Source organism: Stenotrophomonas sp. Marseille-Q5258 (assembly GCF_946900935.1).
Lineage (GTDB): Bacteria > Pseudomonadota > Gammaproteobacteria > Xanthomonadales > Xanthomonadaceae > Stenotrophomonas > Stenotrophomonas nematodicola.
This window is the reverse complement of the sequence record NZ_CAMPPN010000021.1, coordinates 48800-70283: the sequence shown is the minus strand read 5'-3', so window position 1 is coordinate 70283 and position 21484 is coordinate 48800. Positions and strand designations below refer to the sequence as shown.

The window sequence follows — 21484 nt, the reverse complement described above, 5'->3', positions numbered from 1 at the left end:
CGAGGGCAATGGAACTCTATGTACGACATGCAGTTGGCTACCAGAGACTCGGATCAATCACAGGAAGAAGGCCAAGCTCGGCAAGGCCGATCTCAGTTCTATTCGTTTGCTCGATAGCTGCGTGATCGGCAAGATCCAGTACTTCTGTTGCAAGAATCAGCGTGCCGCGGCCCTGTGCCTCCAAGCGCGCCGCTTGTGGTAATTGATCGGCGGACAGCGGCTTGTCCACGTAGCCCATCCACCCCAGGAATTCCCGGTGCTGGTAGACGGACCGATCGTAGCTGTACAGGATGATCTCCTCCGCAACCCTTTGTACGATGTTCGTGTTTGCAAAGGTCACACGCGGATCGGACGAAAGCACCTTCAACAGCGACCAGACGACATCCCCGGGTGTGGCATACAGCTCGCTTACTCGCGATATCTCCAGGCAGATGCGTCCCAATGCGGGCTTGACCGAAAGAAATACCTTTCCTCGCTCTCGCCACTGCTTGTCGCTTTCGGAATTCGTAAGCAGAACACCGATGCTGCCGTCGGACTTCGCATTGGGAAACTCCTTGAAGAACTTCCTATCCGACCGTTGAATTGACGCTGAGGTAGCATCGGCATCGTCGAGTGGGATGTAAGGGTCCTTTGGTCCGTCGGGCACGACCCACCACTTCCTGAAGTCGGCGTGCACTTTGGACAGCCGTCCAACCAACTCAGCAGCTTGACGATGGACCGCTTGGGAGTCAGAGCTCGTTGAAGGTAAATACCCAGTCATGACAACTTTCACAGGCTGATTCCCAGGCCAAAGGGTGTCAAACGCAGGGACGCGGCAGGCAGTCCATTAGCCAGAGCGGCCTTCATCACCTTGGCCTCCATGAAGTGCCATTCCAGTGATCCTCGTGGTGCCGCTGGAGTGACCTCCTTCATTTGTGCCCTGAACATCTCTGGCCAGCGTGAAAATTCCTTTCTCATGAATGGCTTCTTTGGCTCTCCATCTTGATCCAAGAAGTGGCCGTAGTTTGCCTTCGCTTCCACCACGGTGCATTTGCTTCTCCAGAAGCCGTCGAAAGCGACACCGCCTAGCATCCACTCCAGTGTGGTGTACTTCCCACCCGTCCCAAAGAAGTCCTTCAGCATCGAAAGCTCGATGTTGACGATGCTGTTCGAGTTGTCTCCAGCCCTCACGTAGCCAAACCGCTCCGGCCCCGCGTGCAGATTCGCGACGTAGAGCTGGTAGTCGTAGTTGATGCGGTTGCTCTTGGCGATGTACCGCGGGGTGGGCGGCGGCCCGATCCGTCCGTTGATCAGCAGGCACTGGTCGCAGTCGGCGTCATCGGACACCTCCGAGCAATCCGCCTCGCGCGCGCGGGTGCCGGGCCGATCCTTCACGGTCTCCTTGATGCCCATCGCTGCCGCCGCTGCGGCAGCCGCTTTGCCCGAGCAGCTCAAGCACCTTTCCCACGGCGGGTGCCGGCGTGGCAGCCATTACGCACCGCTCCGGGGCGTGGGCCAGCGGTGGGAGGCGGCCAGAGCCGCCAGCAGATCAGCGGCAGCCAGGTTGGGGTCGTCTGCCTGGCGAATGGTCAGGTCCACCGTCATTTCGCGATGTAGCGCGCCTCCGCTGCCGACGTCGGTCTTCGTCCACCGCACCAGCACCGGCAGGCGGGTGATGCCCAGCTCGTAAGCGGCGTAGGTGTAGCAGCGCTCGGTTTCGGCTGCCAAGGTGCGGTTGTCCAGGCCGATCACGCGCTCTGGCATGTCGCGGCGGATTTCATCGGCCAATCGGGGCAGGAACGTTGCGGGGTATGGCAGGCGCAACAGCGCTTCCTGTCGTGCATCCAGCGTCAGCATGAGGTCTCCTCCGTGAGGCTGACAGGCTAGCAGTGGCCCTGAGCTCGCCTATTGATGTGGCTCACAGAGAAGGCTTGCGTGGGATCACGGTTCGGGTACGGTGCACAGATTCCTAGGTGCCGAATTGCGGTACACGGGGTGAGCCCGCGGAGTGCGCGGGCTCAGCGCCGCCCCGCTGATCAGGTGAATTGAGCGCGCGGCCTCATCAGCGGGTACCAAACGGACACGCGCTCCAGCCGTGCTGACGGCGTGCCAACGCCTCGAGGTCCTGCTCGCCACTGTCCTCGTGCGGCGGCGGCTCGGGTGTGCCGGCTGTGTACTGATCGATAGCTGCTGCCTTGGCTGCACGCTCGACCGGTTCAGCGGCCCCGGTTGCGCCGGCGGCGCTCTGGCCCGCCTGCCGCGCCACATACTCGCGCATCAGGCGTTGAAGTACCTGGGCGGCGGGGCGACGTTCGCACGCCGCTGCCTGCTGGAAGCGGGCACGCAGGCCGGCGTCCATCTCCAGTTGCATGAAGACACTCTCGTTCATGGGTTCCTCCCACTGCTGGGTAGTGAAGTTGAAGGCACACGCGCGCCGCACCCGAGGCGCAGTGACGTATAGGTTTGTGCCGGTGCCAGCGCTGCGCGGCCGGGGCTGTGTTACTCCGTGCTGCCCAAAGGCGGCATGGTGCGCGCGGTATCCCGGTTGATGGCCGTGCTGATGCCCACCGTAAAGGTAGGCGCGGCAGCTCAGCGGGCTTGCCGCTGCAGCTTCCTGGGGACCTTCGGGGGTACCACGACGGGCCGCTCCACCACCGTGAGGGTGATGCTGCCGTGGGTAGCCTCCACTTTCAGGAGGGCGCCGATATCGAAGCCGAGGCTGCCCAGCCAGCGGCCGCGCAGCCGGATGTAAGGCACGATCTCGTTGCGGCCGTAGTCCTCGCGGGTGGCATACATCAACGAACCCACGCGGTTGGACCGCGCTGGCCGGATGGAGGGCTTGCGCCTGGGGCGCTCGATGACGGGCGACTCGGTGACGGGCAACTCTATGAATGACGTCAGCATGTTGGACCTCCGGCATGGCGTGCCCTCGCCGGGATGGCGAGGGTGTCGGGAGGTTAGAAACCGTCTGACTAGAACCGGCGGGCGTATTTCCACAGGGGGTGTTGTATTAGCCACCCTCCCGACGTGGGACGTCCAACATTGTCTAGCCAGAGGAGTTTCTACGCTCCGGTGTGCACCATGCGGGTTGGTGCGGATGTTGGGAAATCGCTTGTTTCTGTTGATCTGGAGGAGATTGGTTGGCACGGACTAATGGTTGTCGCGACCGGCGCCGTTCAAGGTTGGATCTGGGACGCACCTCCCGAATCGTGGCAACGCTCACACGTGAGAAGCGGTGCCAAGCTATCGACTGGCATGGAATCCAGCGTCTCGATTGAGACAAGCGGACGGCCTGGCGGGTTCCAGCACTGCATCCAGGAGTTGGATCGCCATCGGCGCCGTCTCGGCTGATGAGACCCACTACGACTAACCTGACCGGCCGTCGGGGTAGTCGCAGCTCTCGTCGGGGCCAGCCCCTACGGCATGACTGACCTCCCGGCGATAGCCCCCCTTCACCCACGGGACGAAATTGGACATACTGTCCACCGAATTCCCGGAGCATCCATGAATACGTACGAGCTGATCGACCTTTCCCTCCAGCGCTTTTCAACGAAGGAGGTCGCCCAAGCCCTTGGAGTTGATCCGAAGACCGTGAAACGTTGGCAGGTCCGCGAGACCGAGCCAAAGCCCTACATCGCAGATGCGATCCGCCAGCGGCTGTTGCCTTTCGGCGACCCGCCGACGGGCGAAGGCAAGTTCCGCTTCATCGATCTGTTTGCTGGTATTGGCGGCATTCGTACGGCGTTTGAGAAGCAAGGTGGTCGCTGCGTATTTACCAGCGAGTGGGACCCTTACGCGGTGAAGACCTACAAGGCCAACTTCCACGATGGCCCAGGGCACACCTTTGCCACGGATATCACCAAGGTCCACGAGGCGGACGTGCCGGACCATGATGTCCTGCTGGCGGGCTTCCCGTGCCAGCCCTTTTCCATTGCCGGCGTTTCCAAGAAGAACGCGCTTGGTCGTCCGCATGGCTTCTCCGACAAGACCCAGGGAACGCTGTTCTTCGATGTGGCACGCATCATTGCAGAGAAGAAGCCGCGCGCCTTCCTGCTTGAGAACGTCAAGAACCTGATCAGCCACGACAAGGGCCGGACGTTCTCGACCATCATCGATGTCCTGCAGAACGAGCTTGGCTACCAGGTCAAGCACAAGGTCATCAATGGCAAGCACTTCGGGCCTCAGCACCGGGAGCGCATCATCATCGTGGGCTTCCGCGAGCCCAACGACTTCGACATTCACAAGGTCGAACTTCCGGACTTCGGTGACGCCCCGAAGATGGGCTCCGTCCTGCATAGCCAGGATGGCACTGAGTCGCCGGATTCTCCGTACATTGATGGGCCGAAAGGCAAGGTTTTGGACAAGTACACCCTATCCGACAAGCTGTGGGAGTACCTGCAGAACTACGCCGCCAAGCACCGCGACAAGGGCAATGGATTTGGCTTCGGCCTTGTGACTCACGAGAGCACCTGCCGCACGCTATCTGCCCGCTATTACAAGGACGGTTCGGAGATTCTGATCTCCCAGGGCGCCAAGAAAAACCCTCGCCGACTTACACCCCGCGAATGCGCTCGTCTGATGGGTTTCGATGACAATTTCCGTATCCCGGTTTCGGATACCCGTGCCTACAAGCAGTTTGGCAATTCGGTGGTGGTACCTGTGATCGAAGAGGTTGCTCGGATCATGGTGCCGTATCTCGTGAAGGATGCCACTTCGGCGCAGACCAAACCGGTCAAGAATAAGGCCAAGGGCTGATCTTGGTAGATACGCTTACCCCAGAGCGGCGGTCCGCACAGATGTCGCGGATCCGTGGCTCGAACACCAGGCTGGAGATCCTAGTTCGCAAGGGTCTCCATGCTCGGGGGCTGAGGTATCGCCTGGGTGGGGCAAACCTACCCGGCAGACCGGACATCGTGTTCCCAAAGTACCAGACGGTAGTGTTCGTGCATGGCTGCTTCTGGCATGGGCATGCCTGCCCACTCTACAGGTTGCCAAAGACCCGCCCAGAATTCTGGGCAGATAAGATCGGAAGGAACCGATCACGGGACCAGCGCGTGATAGAAGAACTGAGATCTACGGGCTGGCAGGTCTTGACCGTCTGGGAATGCTCTCTTCGCGGCAGGTCCGCCACTGAGCGGGCTTCGTTTCTTGATGGCTTGGCGACAAATGTGCGACAAGCGGCGCAGTGAGGAGGAAACACGGATGGAGATGAATTTCATGGAACAGAACTCAGACCAATGGTCGCTGATCGAAGCGCTTGTCGCTCGCAGCCGCATGCTGTTCCTGAAGAAACTGTCGCGCAACGACGCTTCATGGGCGAATGCAGGAGGTGGCCATCAGTACGGCTTCTACGTTCCCCGCACCGTGCGCGAGTCTGACTTCTTTCCAGAACTTCATCCGAGAGAAGACCTCCCTCACATTCTCGAGGCCGAATGCCCTTCCTTCTGGCCTCAGACCGGCGAGATCAGGTGTGATTCCGGAGTCAAGTATTACAGCAACAAGGGCTCTGAGTGTCACTTCACAAGGATCCCCGCAGAGCTGTTTGCAGGCCTGAATCCCGCGTCGTGGCTACTGGGTGGATCGCTGGTAACGCCGGAAGGACCCGCGCATCACTGGTTCATGGTGATCGATTCGGCATCCGTGGAAGCAGAGCTGCTTGAAAGTCGGCTCGACATTCAAGCGAACTTCCATTTCGACCTCTTCAGCCCTGCCGATTTCAAGCAGGCGTCATGCATAGAGGCGGATGAAGCGGCCGAGCTGATTGACGAAATTGACGCGGCACTTCGTAACGGTACGATTGAAGCTCTCATCGCAAAGTACTCCAGGCTTCCAAGTCCAGATGTGCTTGCGAGAGAGGCGCGGGAAGGATTTCTCAACACTGCTGGAGCGGGCGTGTTTGATCCGTGGGCGATCAAGAGGCCTGGTGATGCGCTTATGCGCGTCAGCCGGGATATCGAGTTCTCCATCTACCGCCGGTACGAGCTTCGCATGAGGGCGGTCGAGGTCGCCAAAGTTCTGGCCGGGCATGATTGCCCTGCAGCTGCTGCTGTTCGCGGCTTTCCCTCGTTGAATTCGATATTCCTCTCCGCCAGCCAACAACGAAAGAGCCGCGCGGGAAAGTCATTTGAAGCACATCTGGCAGCGATGCTGAAAGCTGGCGGAGTGAAGTTCGAAGCACAGGCAATTCTCGGTCAGCGACGCCCCGACTTCGTGCTGCCGGACCAGGCAACGGTGGCTCTGGACAGGAATCGGCGATTCGAGGACGCAGCCATTCTCTCCGCCAAAACCACGCTGCGCGAACGCTGGAAGCAGATCACCCATGAGCGCTTCAACTGCGCCATCTTCCTTGCGACTGTGGACGATCGCGTTTCAAAGGAGGCGCTGGCGGATCTCCGCGCGGCCGAGATAACGCTGGTGGTGCCAGAGTCATTGAAGATGAAGACAAATGAGTCTTTCTACTTTCACGACGCAAACGTAATCTCTTTCCGCGAGTTCTTTGATGAAGAACTGGCACGGAAGCGGCCAGCGCTCCTTCTCGCTGGCTGAGCCCACGCACAGGATTGTGCGCGGGCAACGGCAGCGTTACGTCTATGCCGAGCTATGCCAACCGCCATACTCTGCTGGGAGGATGGCAAGGATCTCCTCGGCACTCATCTCGCGAAGCAGATACGTCCGCTCGAACTGGCCGAAGTTAGTCACTAGGCGCCGCGCCGCGCCGAGGCCCACTTTGCTCTTGGGATCTTTCCGGTGCTCCTTGCTCCTGATTGTGGCGACGCCGGCTTTCGGAGAACCGTCAGGCTTCAAGTACAGGCTCTCAGCCACCGTCCAGAATCCCGGATGGGCATAGACTTCCTGTCGCCCTGCTACCTGCTCGGCGACATCTCCCCACGCCGTGCGGGGCGAACTCAACGCAACCCGCGCCTTCGAGCCATGAAGATGAACGAGTTCCCATGCCGTCCTCGAGATCAACCGGTAGGCGAGTCGCGGATCAATGTCGAGGTAATGAGGGAGATCAAATGGCTTTCCATCCTTTCCACGTCCCCGCTTCAAGAGGTTTGGGAGCAATGCCAAGGAGATCCACGCCCACAGCCCCTTATCTGCTCTAACTGCAAACCGGTCAATGTCCGGGCCAAACACTGTCTCAGCGAGATAGGCGCCAAGCTCATATGTGGTGCTGAAGCGCATTGACCTATCGATCAACCATTCACCAGGCGCGTCTCTGCAGAATGCATCATCCGTGAGGATCTCGAACGGCGCTGGCCCATCCGGCGCCGAAAGCCACGCGCGGAATCGTTCGATCCCCTGCTCGCTCAAGGCTTTGACTGGAATCATTCCGTCAGCTCCCCTTGCATTTCGCCAAACAGGCGATCGATCTGCCGCCGCAGCTGGCCTGTTGAGGCGAACCTGCGAACCACGGAAGCAGCCCATTCTTCCACTCTGTCATCCTCGTCCTCCGGAGGTGCCCCCACGTTCAGCTGGTCGATATATGCCTTCCATGTCCCCGTCCAGGTGTCGTCGTTGTCAAGCGCCCCGGGATCCTCTGCGATGCGTAGGGCAACCCTGCGCATCACTTCTGGCATGACGAGGGACACGAACCAGTGGTGGTTGACGGCAGCAGGCGCCACAGGAAAGATGCTGCGCTCGACAAGAATGCACGGCTTGGCTGACGCTTCCGCGTTTGCTGCAGGAAGATCCAGCTCCCACACAGGTCCGTACAGATCGGTCGGGAATATGTCGACCAGGCTTCCGCCAAGATTTCCTGACTCGTCGATGGGCCTGACACCATCTGCAAACCCGATCAGCTTCTTGTCGCCAGACATGTGAAACACGAACCGGAAACGGATAGGTTTATTGCGGACGAGCTCGCTGACCGCATATGCGGTTCTGTTGAAGTTTGACGCAACCCCCAACGAAAAATACTGTTCGGACGCTCCGGCTGTCGCGACGCAGTTGATCATTGCTTCGGCAGGGATCCCGGCCGCCTTGAAGTCAAATCGCTCGAGCCAGAATGTGCGCTCTGACTTGCCGTCATCACTCATCCGGAGAGAGAAGTGCCTACGATCCACCTCGCTAAGGCCCGTGGGATTAGTTCGACGCGATATCTGCTTCATCAGCTACCTCCTTGTACTTCAACCGAACCTCGAGCTGTCGGTTCTCGTCAAATCCGCGAACGGCGATCGACGCGTCATCGCTGTTCAGGCGGAATCTGATCACGTTGCCATCGGCGACAAGCCCAGTGACACCACTGGCATCGATGGTGAACCTCCCGCTATCACCAAGCCAGAAGTCTGCGGCGTCCCAAAGACGGAACGGATCGCCATGAACCGTTGCATAGCCCGTCTCAATTCGGCAATCCAGCGGGACAAATATGGCGTCCGGGACAGTGTGCGCCCGTACTGTGAAGCCATTCTTCTGTGGCTTGAAACTGACAGGCTTGGGCTTCGGCGGTGGAATTTCCAAGACAGCCATATCACCCGGCTTCTCTTTGCCACCGGAGTCCCCACTTGGCCCCTTCTTGACCTTGACCGCGTGAGCCGGATCGGCAAAGTAGACGGCCAAGGCGGTTTCATCGCGCTGCCCGACCGGCGCAACCAGCTGCACCAGCTTTGCAGCTGCGTTTCGAACCGCTGTGAGGAAAGTACCAGGGGTCATGTATGCATTCTTGACCTTCGGTCGCTGCGCATTCCAAGTGCGATGCGTCGGCTCCTCCGCGCACACAAGGAACTCGGACAGATCTGGGTCGTCTATGAAAGTGAGCGCCAGCACCGGTTGCGCCGCACGGACAGACTTGAGCTTCTTCTCGCCATCGATGGCCAAGTCTTGTCGGATGAACAGCTCTTCGCTTCGCTCCAGCTCTTCGTTCAACTGAAGGAAGACACGGAATGTTGTTGGCTGGATCATCCCCTTCTTGGTCTTTATCGACAGAGGAAAGTCCACGACGATCGGATCACCGAGCTCGAACGTGTCTTTGAGATTGGTCAGATCATTTGGTTCGAAAGAAGACTCGTCAAAGTTCCTCTGCCAGCTCTTCTTGGCCGTTGCCAACGCCTTCTGCCCGCTCTTTCCTGCCGCCAGACGGAGGAAGTTCTTGAAAGAAGGACTCTGACGTTCGTTCTTTCCTGCGCCCAAAGATGCTTCCACAATAGAACTTTCATCGAGAACTACATCGCCTACTGTGACCTCAAGACGCCCCCGACTGATGGCAAAGAAGAACTCGTTGATGACGGCAGCACGGATTTCATCCTCTGTCAGGTTGTCTTGGGGCAACGGGACAATGAAGCTTGTTCCTGCAGCATCTGCTCGGCCAAGCTTCAACTCCTGCTTTACCGCTTCGATCAGCCCTGCATCGGTGATCGGGGTTGCCAGCTTGCTCGGGTCTGCCTCACTGCACCACCTAGCCTCTTTCGCCCACCGCTCGTTCCTGCCATCCAAGCGGTAGTTCCGCAGGAAGCGGCTGCAGCCAAACAGAAGCTCACGCCCGTCGGATTTTCGCCGTGTCAGTGCAATGACAGTGCGCACCTCGCTGGCGAGATAGAGCGTGATCTTTCCCTGTCCTGCGCCGCCATTGGCGCGGGCATGTTTAGCACCCTCGCCCTCCCGGAACCAGAACGCATTCCAGTTCTCGCTCGAGCCGTCAACTGACGAGTCTGTGTACGAACCTTCGAGGCCTGTCGTTCCAAAGTCCTCAATCAGCAGGAATCGGGCTTTGTCCGTCATTGGCTTCTGTAAGAGCTGCCCGGCCTTCGCGTGCTCGACCCAAACGCCTGAAAGCAGCGCCGTGGCAACTCGACTGCGCGCGACGTCAATCTCAACGATGCGATAGCTGACTCTAACTTGGTCGTCTACAGATGCTCGTGCGTCGAGCGGATTCTGAAGAGTTTCACGCACCAGAATCTCAACGTTGGTGCGTTCTTCGATAGAAAAATTATCATCCGAAATGCTCGAACCCGAATTCTCATTTGGATTGAGCGTCCTGAATTGCCAAGCAGCCATGCTTGCCCCTGTTCCATGCCACGATTCGGCACTAGATTGATAGCAGTACCCGCGTACCAAATGCAAGGCCTAAAGATCAAAGCTCGGGGTCAACGAATCTCTCTTCGGGTCACAGGATCTCTAGTGGCTCGCCGCGACAGCGCAACTAGATCCCTCGGCGCATCCGGAAGTTCGGAGGTGAGTTAGCGTCGCCGCGAGAAACAAGAAATTTCATCTCGCGGCCACATCCGGCAAGGGAATCCTGAGACGAGGGTGACGAGCTAGAGAAGTACAGAAGCTACCAGCTGGCTCGCGATCTACAAACGCATTTGACTGTGTGAAGTCCTACCCAGAGTCAGGGCATCTTTTGAATCGCCAGTCTTGGTTGAGGCCATATTGGATCAAGTAAGGACTAATCAGGCGCGCCGCCAAGAACGACGCGCCCGCGAAACCAACAGCGTATAAGCTCTATTTTTGCCGGACGTACTTCATCTGAAGTCCCGCCTTGTAAAGACGACCAGTGCGCCATTCGCCGGGGAAACCAGGCCGATCTTCAAATATTCCCAATTGCTTCATCCGGCTCAGTGATTCGCGAACCTTGGCTGACTCTACTCCAGTCTTTTCAGCAAGCTGAACGACGATCTGATCCAGAGTGAAAGGCGTCTTCAATCCAGAAAAAGCAAGAATGAACTTAGTTACTTCATCCTTATTTATCGAGTCGTCCTGATTCAAATCCAAGAGATTGAAAAGCTCCGCCTTGACCTCCTCGATGAATGCACCCGAAGCTTCGTCATAGGCCCTAAGCACAAAAGCACTTTCGACCCGATCCGCCTTTACTGGATTCTTCGCAGACTCCAAGCCTCTATCATTCATTTCACGCAAGAACCCATCAAAGAGCCTGGGGTAGAAAGAAGCCTTGGCCTCGGCATCACCGCCCGCATCGGAGAAGTAAGTCGCGAAGAAAGTCGTCGTTTTGACCTTATTGCGCTCGAGTCCGGCAGGAAATATTTCTAGTAGCAGCTCTTCCGCCTCGCTTTCGCCCAGCGCACCACGCTCAATTTCCGACATTCTCTCGTCAATCTTCTCGCAAACTTTAGGGAAATTGTCTCTAAACCAGGGGAGACTGGACAGGCGAGCAACAGCGAAATTGAGTATTGAAACCTTATCCCACCTCAAATACAAAGAGCTACCTTCAATTTGCTGCTCGATATTCTGTGCAGCCCCGCGCTGGAGATCCGACCTCAAGAAAAGTCGGACGGTGACTCTCCTCGAGATGACTCTGCTGTACTGTACTGCACCAAGGAATCTAAACAGCGACTCCACAAATAGTCGCATCTGAGATGCCGGCACTGCTGTCTCAACGCCATCAATGAGATACACACGCCGCTCATTCTCGCTCCAATCGGAAACCACGCGCTCAATTTCCGCAAGCGAGCCATAGTGCTGTAGTTCCATTGGACTGAGTTTGACAACCCTCTTAACTTCTGACGAAAGATTATTCTCCGATGAAATTCCACACCTCAGCAATACCAACCAGAACAGCTCTAAGTTCCCACCACAAGTCGCCATGAGCGCAGAGAAATCCGCACCCGGACTCTGGATGCCGCCATTTGAAAAATCCTGAGCAACCAAAAGAGGAACGCCAAGGCGTCGCTCAGAGAGCTCCCTAACTAATCGCGTCTTTCCTGTACCTTTCCGGCCAAAGACATACAAAATCCGACTGTCTAAGCTAAAGATCCTGGCGAAGTCAGGTGTAAGGATGAACGCCCCCTCGTCCGTAGCACCACTTCGCGTTAGGACAGGCGCCTCTTCGGCAGCCGTTGCATCAAATTTGATGCCAAGAATATTCCGAAGTGATACGACCGCTTCAGAGTTCTCCGCTGACAGCTGCCCAAGATCTGGCGCCCCCCCCCGCGAGCATCGCTGCATCATGCTTCCAAAGAATCCAGAATGGATCGAGTTCGGTTGGATCAATGGCGAGATCATCTCCCTCCACTTCATCGAGAGTTAATGCATCGGAGATCGAATAAAGCAGTCTTTCAACAAATCTGCCATTCTGCCTTAGGAATGAGGTTCGATTCTCTTTTGGATCAAGAGAGAAGGTAATGAATGCCCCAGGATTCTCAGAATTGTGCTGCAAGAGGGCATCGAACACACCAGAATGTTCTACGCCGTTTGACATTCCATCAGGTCGTGCAAAGATCACAGCTGACCCTGACCACCCTTTCATCAGCGGGAGAACAGACGGTGACAACCCCGTTCTATGATCGAAAAGCACAAAATCATATCTCGGTCGAGCGTCCCCCTCCGCCTCTCCTGCAAACACCCGGATCTTTTCCGAGGCAGTTTCCAGAACTTGGGCATTGAATGTTGTACTAAGCAAAAATCCTGCAAAGTCAGCGTCAAATCTATTGGGCCGCGGCCTACAAGCCAGCAAGTCGACCTTCCCAATATCGCGTTGCCCCGCATAAACCAAAGCCAGGGGGGAGATTACATCGCTCCAACCGCATAAGCCCATCAGAGTCGAAGAGACGTCATCGGCCGCAACATTGAAGAGTGAATCAAGGGACGGTGCTTCGACGTCGGCATCCACCACAAGCACTCTTGCGCCATCGTCCGCGAGGGATTTTGCCAAAATAGCCAGAACACTAGATCTGGCTTGGCCACCTTTAAATCCATAGAAATGGAGCGCGCGTGGGCCGTCCGGTGACATTTCGCGCGGAGATCCCAAGGCTCTTCTATTACGCTCTGTAGAAAACCAAGACAGCCAATGCTGACCTACATCACCATGCTTGGTGAAATCATAGTCGTCCTCCAACTCAGCCGAAGTTAGAAGCAGCAACTGCACGAAGCCATGCGACAGCACTTCGGCAAGGTCCTCTCCAGACCAGCCGATTCTTTTCGAAAACTCCAAGAAACGAGCATCAGCGTCGACGCGCGACCAATCGTCGCTCGTGCAGATGAAATAGATCGTCGGATGAAGGTAGCTAACGTTACAGGCGTCGCCGAGAACGGCAGTTGCATCAGCTATCAGCTCGGAGATTGTCTTCATAGTGGGAGGCCAAAACTTTGCCGAAGGAAGGTTCGGATCTGCTGAACAGTTCTAGCGAGCCGTTCCAAATCAGACAGATGACTATTTGGGGCAGGCCAACCGTCACCTTGATGACGCGTATATCTCAAAAATGGGTAACTATTCTGAGGTGCCGATCTTGCTTTCCCATCCTTGCCATTGACCGAAATCGACTGCAAATCGGTCCGTAGGCGACCGATGAGCGAAGTGAGCTCCATTTCCTTACAAAGCTTAGCGCCTTTGCACCTTGCACTTTTGAATCTGGTGAGCCCCGCCCCGACATCATGGTCGGGCAATGAAACCTGCGACTTGAGCGCGAGCTCTATTGCGACCAGACCCAAGTAGGCCCTTACAAGCGCTGAGCCTGATATCTTACTCGCGAGCAAGAAGTCCGAAATGTTTGTTGAGTGCACGGGTAGCTCGAGATGCGCCGATGTTGATCGGCGCATCAGCTGGAGGAAATGTCCCTATCAAACCCCGACAGGATTCGCCTTCTCAGGATCAATCTTGTACTGCTTGATCGCCCGGGCCACATCCTTCCCGGTCATCTTCCCTTCCTTGGCCAGCGCTGCAATCGCGGCGTGCGCGATGTAGTACCGGTCAACCTCGAAGAAGCGGCGCAGGTTGGCGCGGGTGTCCGAGCGGCCGAAGCCGTCGGTGCCCAGGGCGGTGTAGGACATCGGCACGAAGGCGCGGATCTGGTCCGCATACGCACGCACGTAGTCGGTGGCGGCGATGGCCGGGCCCTGGCGGCCTTCCAGCAGCTGCGTCACGAACGGCACGCGCTGGTCGGCTTCCGGGTGCAGGCGGTTCCAACGCTCGGCGTCGAAACCATCGCGGCGCAGTTCGTTGAAGCTCGGGCAGCTCCAGATGTCGGCGGTGACGCCGAAGTCCTTCTCCAGCAGCGCGGCCGCTTCAATGGCTTCGCGCAGGATGGTGCCCGACCCCAGCAGCTGCACGCGCAGCTCGCCCTTCTTCGGCTTGCCGGCGTCGGTGAGCAGGTACATGCCCTTGACGATGGACTCCGCTGCACCTTCCGGCATTTCCGGGTGGGTGTAGTTTTCGTTCATCAGGGTGATGTAGTAGTACTCATCGATCTGGTCTTCCATCATGGCCTTGGTGCCGTGCTGGAGGATCACCGTCACTTCGTAACCGAAGGTCGGGTCGTAGCTGCGAACGTTGGGGATGCCGCCGGCAAACAGGTGGCTGTGGCCGTCTTCGTGCTGCAGGCCTTCACCGTTCAGGGTGGTGCGGCCGGCAGTGCCGCCGAGCAGGAAGCCGCGGGTACGCATGTCCGCAGCCTGCCAGGCGATGTCGCCCACACGCTGGAAGCCGAACATCGAGTAGTAGATGTAGAACGGCAGCATCGGCACGTTGGAGACCGAGTAGCTGGTACCGGCGGCCATCCAGGAGCTGATGGCGCCCGGCTCGCTGATGCCCTGCTGCAGCACCTGGCCGCTCTGGTCTTCGCGGTAGAACATGAGCTGGTCGGCGTCGACCGGCTTGTACTTCTGGCCGAACGGCGCGTAGATGCCGATCTGGCGGAACAGGCCTTCCATACCGAAGGTACGGGCTTCGTCGGCCACGATCGGCACGATGTGCGGGCCCAGTTCCTTGTCGCGCAGGGTGATGTTCAGGCTCTGCACGAAGGCCATCGTGGTGGAGTAGCTGCGCTCGCCGCTGCTCTTGAGCAGGCGCTCGTAGGTTTCCAGCTTCGGTGCGTTGAAGCTCTTGGTGGCCTTGCGGCGACGCTGCGGCAGGTAGCCGCCCAGCGAGGCGCGACGCTCCTGCAGGTACTGCACTTCCGGCGAATCCGGGCCCGGGTGGTAGAACGGCACCTGGCCGTCGGCCAGCTGCGCGTCGGTGACCGGGATGTTGAAGCGGTCGCGGAAGTGCTTGACGGCTTCGTCGTCCAGCTTCTTGGTCTGGTGGGTGGGGTTGAGCGCCTCGCCGGCGCTGCCCATGCCGTAGCCCTTGACCGTCTTGGCCAGGATCACGGTCGGCATGCCCTTGGTGTTCACGGCCTGGTGGTAGGCGGCGTAGACCTTGTGCGGGTCGTGGCCACCCCGGTTGAGGCGCCAGATGTCGTCGTCGGACAGGCCGGCCACCATTGCCGCGGTTTCCGGGTACTTGCCGAAGAAATGCTCGCGCGTGTACGCGCCGCCGAAGGCCTTGCAGTTCTGGTATTCGCCGTCGACGGTTTCCATCATCAGCTTGCGCAGGACGCCGTTGGTGTCCTTGGCCAGCAGGGCATCCCAGTAACCGCCCCACAGCAGCTTGATGACATTCCAGCCGCCGCCACGGAACACGCCTTCCAGTTCCTGGATGATCTTGCCGTTGCCGCGCACCGGGCCGTCGAGTCGCTGCAGGTTGCAGTTGACCACGAAGATCAGGTTGTCCAGGCCTTCACGGCCGGCCAGCGCAATGGCGCCGAGGGTTTCCGGCTCGTCGCTCTCGCCGTCGCCGATGAAGCACCACACCTTGCGGTCGGACTTCTCGATCAGGCCACGGTTTTCCAGGTAGCGCATGAACTGCGCCTGGTAGATGGCGGCCAGCGGGCCCAGGCCCATCGACACGGTGGGGGTCTGCCAGAAGTCCGGCATCAGCCACGGGTGCGGGTAGCTGGAGAGGCCACCGCCGTCCACTTCCATGCGGAACTTGTCGAGCTGCTGCTCGTCGATGCGGCCTTCCAGGAAGGCGCGGGCGTAGATGCCCGGGGCGCTGTGGCCCTGGATGAAGAGCAGGTCGCCCGGGTGGTTGTCGCTCGGGGCGCGCCAGAAGTGGTTGAAGCCCACGTCGTACAGCGTGGCGCCGGAGGCGAAGCTGGCGATGTGGCCGCCCAGGTCGCCCGGCTTGCGGTTGGCACGCACCACGGTGGCCATTGCGTTCCAGCGGATGATGGAACGAATGCGCCATTCCAGTTCGGCGTTGCCCGGGCTCTTGGCCTCCAGGGTCGGCGCGATGGTGTTCACGTATTCGGTGGTGGGAGAGAACGGCAGGTAGGCGCCCGAACGACGGGTCAGTTCCACCATGCCTTCCAACAGTTGATGCGCGCGCTCGGGGCCCTCGACATCAATAACGGCCTTCAGCGACTCGATCCATTCCTGGGTTTCCACAGGATTCGGGTCGTTGTTCAGCACCTCGTTCAACCAGTTCATTTGCGCTCCCATGACCGCACGCACGCGCGCGACTGTTTTAGATTTCTAGCCGCAAAGTGTAGCGCACGATAGGCTTTGCGCACTTCGCTACGCCTGCGTATGGAAGGGCGCGGGGCTGTCCTGGCGGACAGTGCGCGACAGCGCGCGGAGGGCGGCAAGCAGGTTCCACACGCACGCTGAGCATCGGCGAAGGCGATGACACGGCGGCGACGGGAGGACACCGCTGGACAGGCCGCACGCGGGGAATGGCTGTTTTTCAGGCATGCGGCGGGTGTGGGTGGGCCGGGCCCTTGGCCGGTGGGGCGTTGGCGGCCACCGTGGAACCTGGCGCGTAATGGGCTGCCCGCGTGCACTGTTCCATCAGACACACGCACCGTCGCACGGCCGAATGAGCTGAACGCATCCCTGCCGCGCGTGCGCCGCTGCTGGCTTGCCGAAGGTTTTCGATATATCGTTCCGTCACTTCATTCGATATATCGAAATGACCTCTGCCCGCGATCTCGACCGCCCTGCCCGCCCGCTGACCGCCCGGCCCCTCAGCCGTGGCGACCTGCGGCTGCTGGTGCTGTCACTGCTGGCGGAGCAGCCGCGCCACGGGTACGAGCTGATCCAGCTGATCAGTGACATGTTCGTGCGGGCCTATACGCCGAGCGCGGGCTCGATCTACCCGGTGCTGGCGCAGTTCGAGACGGCCGGCTGGGTGAACGCGGTGGAGGATGGCGGGCGCCGGCGGTATCGCCTGAGCGCGCTGGGCCAGACCCACCTGGCCGCCGAGCGCGAGGAGGTGGACGCGGCGTTGCAGCGCGTGCGCCACAGCGCGCGGGCGATCACCAAGGCCAACCTGCCGCCGGTGGTGCGCGAGGCGCTGCGCGAGCTCAAGCATGCGCTCGGCCTGTGCCACGGGCGCTGGCAGGACGACAGCGCCGCCGAGGTGGCGCAGGCCCTGCGCGAGGCCGCCGCGCGGGTGCGCGAGCAGGCGCGTTGATCCCCCTTCTTCTTTCACGACCCAGCCAGCCTCCGCCCGCCAGGTCCACCCTCCCCTTCGCCGCCGCTGCGGCACCGAAACAGGATTGCTCCGATGGCTCTGCATGAACACCGACTGCTCCGTCATACCGTGAAGTTCCGCCCGCTGCAGGTGCTGCGCACCGAGGAAATCAGCCCGTGCATGCGCCGGGTGATCGTGGGCGGCGAGGCGCTGGCCGGCTTCGATTCGCCCTCGCCGGATGACCACGTGAAGCTGTTCTTCCCCAATGCGGAAGGCCAGTTCGTGGTGCCGACGATGACGCCGGAAGGCCCGCGCTACCCCGAAGGCCAGGTGCCGTCGCCGGCACGCGACTACACGCCGCGCTGGTGGGACCTGGAGGCCGGGGAACTGGCGCTGGACTTTGTGATGCACGGGCATGGGGTGGCGTCGAGCTGGGCCGCCAATGCGCAGCCGGGCGATGCGATTGCGGTGGGCGGGCCGCGGGGTTCGCATATGACCGCGCAGGATTTCGACACCTATGTGCTGATCGGCGATGAGACGGCGCTGCCGGCGATTGGTCGCTGGCTGGAGACGCTGCCGGCGACGGCGCAGGCCGATGTGTATATCGAGATTCCCGAATCGGCCGACCGCCAGGCACTGCCGGAGGACGACCGCATCCGGGTGTCGTGGCTGGAGCGCAATGGCTTCGATGCGGTCAGCAGTACGCTGCTGGAGGACGTGCTGACCGATTTCGAGACGCCCGACGGCGACACGTTCTACTGGATCGCGGCCGAATCGCGCCGGGCCCGGATGATGCGCAAGTACATCGAGGGCCATCTGGGGGTGCCGAAGGAGTGGATCCGCTCGACCGGTTACTGGAAGGCCCACGCCGACGAGCACGACGGCGACTGAGCCGCGACGGGCACCGGCCGCGGATGCGACAATCGCATTTTGGGCCGGTGCCTTTCCATGCAAGCAGTTTCTCCTTCGGCACTGGCCGACCTGATCGACCGTGCCGAGCGCGCCGACGCCACGCTGGATGCCGCGCTGGTGGCGCTGGCACCGTCGGTGGGCGGCAATGTGGCGCCGCTGCGTGCGGCGCTGGTGCCGCTGGCGCAGTCGCAGTTGGCGCTGGTGAAGGCCAATGCCGATATCGCGCTGGTAGCCGATGAGCTGCGCCGCTACCAGAAGTACGCGCTTCCCGGAAAGCCGAGCCTGCAGATCGTGCAGTTGCGCAAGCAGCAGGCAACGGTGAAGCAGGCGGCGCTGATCGCGCGGCAGAATTACGCGCAGGCCACCCATGCATTCCTGCGCGACAGCGGGCTGACGGCCCCGGCACGGCGCACCCCGACCGATTTCACCACGCTGTGGCTGGGCAAGGTCGCTGCCGCGCTCGCGTAAAGCACGGCCGCGCCGGGATGTCGGGCCAGCGCGATGATGGGGTATCGGTGCCGGAACGGACGGCAGCCGAGCAGAGCTCGGCTCTACGGGGCTGGCGGGCGTAGCGCGATGATGGTGCCTGCCGCACCTGTAGAGCCGGGCTCTGCCCGGCTGTCGCGCGCAGCGCGATGAAGGGCTATCGGTGCCGGAACGGACGGCAGCCGAGCAGAGCTCGGCTCTACGGAGCTGTCGCGCGCAGCGCGGTGATGGTGCCTGCCGCACCTGTAGAGCCGGGCTCTGCCCGGCTGTCGCGCGCAGCGCGATGGTGGGCTATCGGTGCCGGAACGGACGGCAGCCGAGCAGAGCTCGGCGCTACGGGGCTGGCGGGGTGCGGCGCCAGTTGAAGCGGTGGGCCAGCCATATTTCGAGCAGCACCAGCACCATGATGATGAGCAGCGGGAGCAGCAGGCCCAGGTACAGGCCGGGCATCATGGAGCTGAGCTGTGCTTTGAGCAGGCGGATCACGCCTTGGGTGTGCAGCAGTTCGTTCATGCGCATGCCGAGGGCTTCGCGGAAGACGGCCTTGTCCACGCCGGTACGGCCGGCCTGCTTGGCCAGGCTGTCTTCGACCCATTCTGACATCAGTGCGCCGCGCAGGCGCTGCAGGCCGCCGCGCGTCCAGCGCATCACCCAGCCTTCGCCCTGCAGGTACTCGGCACCCGGCAACGGGTGGTCGGTGAGGTAGGCATCCACGGCATCGCGGGCAACCTCATGCACGGTGGCATCGCTGCGCATGAGGGCGGCCAAGGACTGGTCGTCGAGCGAGCGCTCGAACTCCTGCTGCCAGTCGCCGACCAGCGTCTGCAGGTGGGGCTGGAAGTGGTCGATCTGTTTGTAGAGGGCGCGCTGCGCGCCTGCGGCGAAGCCGAGCTGCAGGCCGGTGAAGGCGAAGAACAGGGGCAGTACGACGACGTAACTGGCGATCAACCAGTGATGCCAACGGCGCTGGCGTGCGAGCCAGCGGCGGCGGCGCAGGGCGAACCAGGTGGCGATGCCGAGCAGCAGGCCGATCAGTGTGCCGATGACCGCGCCGCCGATCAGGTCGAGCAGGCTGAGGCCGGTCCAGAATTCCATCATCCAGTACTGTGCGTCTTGCACGTAGGCGTCCTTGATTGCGAAATGCAGCGCTCATTGTAGAGCCGGGCTCTGCCCGGCTGTCGTGCATGGCGCGATGCGAGGTACCGGTTTTGATACGGACAGCAGCCGGGCAAAGCGCGGCCCCAGGCGGCTGTCGCGGGTAGCGCGATGGGGTGCGGAAGGGAGAGCAGCCGGGCAGAGCGCGGCGCTACGGGGCTGTCGCGGGTGGCGCATGGGGTGCGGAACGGAGGGCGGCCAGGCAGAGCCCGGCGCTACGAGGCGGTCGCGGTAGCGCGATGCGATTCGGTGTCGTTTTCAGCAAAAAGCCCGCCGTGCGGCGGGCTTTCTGCATCTCACGACGCGTGGGGAGGGATCACGCGGCCGGCTTTTCGCCGGTGGCTTCGGTGGTGATGCGGATGGTCACTTCATCGCTGACGTTCGGGGCGTATGCGCCCACGCCGAAATCGCTGCGCTTGATGGTGGTGGTGGCATCGAAGCCGGCCGCCGGCACCTTGGCCATCGGGTGTTCGCCGCCGCCGTTGATGGTGACGTCCAGGGTCACCGGCTTGGTGATGTCCTTGATGGTCAGGTCGCCCGTGACGGTCAGCTTGTTGGTGCCGGCAGCTTCCACCTTGGTGCTCTTGAAGGTGGCGGCCGGGAACTTGGCGGCGTCGAAGAAGTCGGCGCTCTTCAGGTGCTCGTCGAACTTGGCGGTGAAGCTGTTGAGGCCGGTCAGCGGCAGCTTCACTTCCACGGTCGACTTGGTGACGTCGGCGGCGTCATACACCAGGGTGCCTTCAGCAGCGCCGAAGTGGGCGCTCGGGTGCGAGAAGCCGAAGTGGCTCCACTGGGCCAGCACGTCGGTGTGGGTCGGGTCGAGCTTGTAGGTGCCCGAGGCGATCTGGATCGCTTCGGCAGCCGGTGCGGCAGCAGCGGCATCGGCAGCCGGGGTGGTGGTTTCGGCAGCAGCAGCGGCCGGCGCCGCGTCGGCGGCCGGGGCGGCGGCGTCGTCGGCCGGCTTGGAGCAGGCGGCGATGGCCAGGGTCAGGGCCAGCGGCAGGAGCAGTTTGCGGGTCACGGTCATGTCAGGTCTCTCTCTCGGATGCGAAGGGAAGGAAGCATTGCAACCACCCGTCCGCGCGGACGGGCAGGATCCAGCGGAAACGCTTACTCGATGCGGGCCGCTTCGTCGAAGGACAGGCGCGGCAGGCGCGGGAACAGGCCCGACGGGTCACCGTACCCCAGATTGACGAGGAAGTTCGACTTGATGGACGTGCCCTTGAAGAAGGCTTCGTCGACCTTGGCCGGGTCGAAACCGGACATCGGGCCGGCATCCAGACCCAGCGCGCGGGCGGCCAGGATCAGGTAGGCGCCCTGCAGGCTGCCGTTGCGGAACGCGGACTCAGTGCGGCCTTCGCGCGGGCCGTCGAACCAGGCCTTGGCGTCGGTGTGCGGGAACAGGTAGGGCAGCTTCTCGTGGAAGTCTTCGTCGAAAGCGATGATGACGGTGACCGGCGCGGCCAGGGTCTTGTCATGGTTGCCTTCGGACAGCGCGGGGGCGAGCTTGGCCTTGGCCTCGGGCGACTTCACGAACACAAAGCGCGCCGGGCTCGAGTTGGCGGCCGTGGGGCCCCACTTCAGCAGCTCGTACAGGGCCTGCAGCTGGCTGTCTTCGACGGGCGTGTCGAGGAAGGCATTCTGGGTGCGGGCGGTACGGAACAACTGGTCGAGCGCAGCATCGTTGAGTACGTGGGACATGAAGCCTCCAGAAAAGGGAATCGGGGCGGATCGGCGAAGGCTGGCAGTGTAGAGTGTCGTGACAGT

General features: G+C 60.9%; 20 protein-coding genes. 6 read left to right on the top strand and 14 right to left on the bottom strand.

What is annotated here, in order from left to right:
* Positions 1 to 37: 37 nt before the first annotated feature.
* The 5 genes from OC534_RS14700 to OC534_RS14680 form a co-directional block, all read right to left on the bottom strand.
* Positions 38 to 772 (bottom strand): immunity 52 family protein, encoded by a 735-nt coding sequence (locus OC534_RS14700; protein ID WP_262072052.1) that lies wholly within the window; start codon positions 770 to 772, stop codon positions 38 to 40.
* A complete protein-coding gene (locus OC534_RS14695; RefSeq protein WP_262072051.1) occupies positions 769 to 1434 on the bottom strand; it encodes a restriction endonuclease fold toxin 5 domain-containing protein in 666 nt (221 codons plus the stop codon). The genes OC534_RS14700 and OC534_RS14695 overlap by 4 nt, the downstream gene beginning before the upstream one ends.
* Positions 1435 to 1470: 36 nt before the next feature.
* On the bottom strand, positions 1471 to 1836 hold the full coding sequence (locus tag OC534_RS14690) for a hypothetical protein (RefSeq protein ID WP_017356934.1): 366 nt from the start codon (positions 1834 to 1836) through the stop codon (positions 1471 to 1473).
* Positions 1837 to 2041: 205 nt separating this feature from the next.
* Entirely contained in the window at positions 2042 to 2368 is a 327-nt protein-coding gene (locus OC534_RS14685) for a hypothetical protein (protein WP_262072049.1), read from the bottom strand.
* A 200-nt stretch (positions 2369 to 2568) separates the two neighbouring features.
* Complete coding sequence (locus OC534_RS14680) at positions 2569 to 2883, bottom strand: type I toxin-antitoxin system SymE family toxin (RefSeq protein WP_262072048.1); 315 nt, start codon at positions 2881 to 2883, stop codon at positions 2569 to 2571.
* A gap of 600 nt (positions 2884 to 3483) precedes the next feature.
* On the opposite strand from OC534_RS14680, the gene dcm reads away from it, so the two are divergent.
* Genes dcm through OC534_RS14665 form a run of 3 tightly spaced genes read left to right on the top strand, consistent with a single transcriptional unit; the run spans position 3484 to position 6525 of the window.
* Entirely contained in the window at positions 3484 to 4734 is a 1251-nt protein-coding gene (dcm, locus tag OC534_RS14675; RefSeq protein ID WP_262072047.1) for a DNA (cytosine-5-)-methyltransferase, read from the top strand.
* A 2-nt stretch (positions 4735 to 4736) separates the two neighbouring features.
* A complete protein-coding gene (locus OC534_RS14670; protein ID WP_262072046.1) occupies positions 4737 to 5168 on the top strand; it encodes a very short patch repair endonuclease in 432 nt (143 codons plus the stop codon).
* 13 nt (positions 5169 to 5181) lie between these two features.
* Complete coding sequence (locus OC534_RS14665) at positions 5182 to 6525, top strand: type II restriction endonuclease (protein ID WP_262072045.1); 1344 nt, start codon at positions 5182 to 5184, stop codon at positions 6523 to 6525.
* Positions 6526 to 6567: 42 nt separating this feature from the next.
* Here the strand turns inward: OC534_RS14665 and OC534_RS14660 are convergent, their stop codons facing one another.
* From OC534_RS14660 to aceE, 6 genes are all read right to left on the bottom strand, one after another.
* Positions 6568 to 7311 (bottom strand): hypothetical protein, encoded by a 744-nt coding sequence (locus OC534_RS14660; RefSeq protein WP_262072044.1) that lies wholly within the window; start codon positions 7309 to 7311, stop codon positions 6568 to 6570.
* Positions 7308 to 8090, bottom strand: coding sequence for a hypothetical protein (locus OC534_RS14655; RefSeq protein ID WP_262072043.1), 783 nt, complete (start codon positions 8088 to 8090; stop codon positions 7308 to 7310). The genes OC534_RS14660 and OC534_RS14655 overlap by 4 nt, the downstream gene beginning before the upstream one ends.
* Positions 8065 to 9972 (bottom strand): hypothetical protein, encoded by a 1908-nt coding sequence (locus OC534_RS14650; protein ID WP_262072042.1) that lies wholly within the window; start codon positions 9970 to 9972, stop codon positions 8065 to 8067. Before OC534_RS14650 ends, OC534_RS14655 begins: the two co-directional genes overlap by 26 nt.
* Before the next feature lie 447 nt (positions 9973 to 10419).
* Positions 10420 to 11883, bottom strand: a complete 1464-nt coding sequence (locus OC534_RS14645; protein WP_262072041.1) for a hypothetical protein — start codon at positions 11881 to 11883, stop codon at positions 10420 to 10422.
* Positions 11819 to 13003, bottom strand: a complete 1185-nt coding sequence (locus tag OC534_RS14640) for a hypothetical protein (RefSeq protein WP_262072040.1) — start codon at positions 13001 to 13003, stop codon at positions 11819 to 11821. The genes OC534_RS14645 and OC534_RS14640 overlap by 65 nt, the downstream gene beginning before the upstream one ends.
* A 488-nt stretch (positions 13004 to 13491) precedes the next feature.
* Positions 13492 to 16179 carry a pyruvate dehydrogenase (acetyl-transferring), homodimeric type gene (gene aceE, locus OC534_RS14635; protein WP_262072039.1) on the bottom strand — a complete coding sequence of 896 codons (2688 nt, stop codon included), beginning with the start codon at positions 16177 to 16179 and terminating at the stop codon, positions 13492 to 13494.
* Between the two features lie 481 nt (positions 16180 to 16660).
* Here aceE and OC534_RS14630 point away from each other — a divergent pair, with 481 nt between their 5' ends.
* From OC534_RS14630 to OC534_RS14620, 3 genes are all read left to right on the top strand, one after another.
* Positions 16661 to 17164 carry a helix-turn-helix transcriptional regulator gene (locus tag OC534_RS14630; protein WP_136003451.1) on the top strand — a complete coding sequence of 168 codons (504 nt, stop codon included), beginning with the start codon at positions 16661 to 16663 and terminating at the stop codon, positions 17162 to 17164.
* A 93-nt stretch (positions 17165 to 17257) separates the two neighbouring features.
* The gene (locus tag OC534_RS14625; RefSeq protein WP_262072037.1) at positions 17258 to 18055 is read left to right on the top strand and encodes a siderophore-interacting protein; all 798 of its coding nucleotides are present in this window, start codon (positions 17258 to 17260) and stop codon (positions 18053 to 18055) included.
* Positions 18056 to 18112: 57 nt separating this feature from the next.
* On the top strand, positions 18113 to 18544 hold the full coding sequence (locus tag OC534_RS14620; protein WP_262072036.1) for a hypothetical protein: 432 nt from the start codon (positions 18113 to 18115) through the stop codon (positions 18542 to 18544).
* Between the two features lie 351 nt (positions 18545 to 18895).
* Here the strand turns inward: OC534_RS14620 and OC534_RS14615 are convergent, their stop codons facing one another.
* From OC534_RS14615 to OC534_RS14605, 3 genes are all read right to left on the bottom strand, one after another.
* Entirely contained in the window at positions 18896 to 19681 is a 786-nt protein-coding gene (locus OC534_RS14615; RefSeq protein ID WP_262072035.1) for a hypothetical protein, read from the bottom strand.
* Between the two features lie 352 nt (positions 19682 to 20033).
* The gene (locus OC534_RS14610; RefSeq protein WP_017356632.1) at positions 20034 to 20744 is read right to left on the bottom strand and encodes a YceI family protein; all 711 of its coding nucleotides are present in this window, start codon (positions 20742 to 20744) and stop codon (positions 20034 to 20036) included.
* Between the two features lie 83 nt (positions 20745 to 20827).
* Positions 20828 to 21418, bottom strand: a complete 591-nt coding sequence (locus tag OC534_RS14605) for a malonic semialdehyde reductase (protein WP_017356633.1) — start codon at positions 21416 to 21418, stop codon at positions 20828 to 20830.
* Positions 21419 to 21484 lie beyond the last annotated feature (66 nt).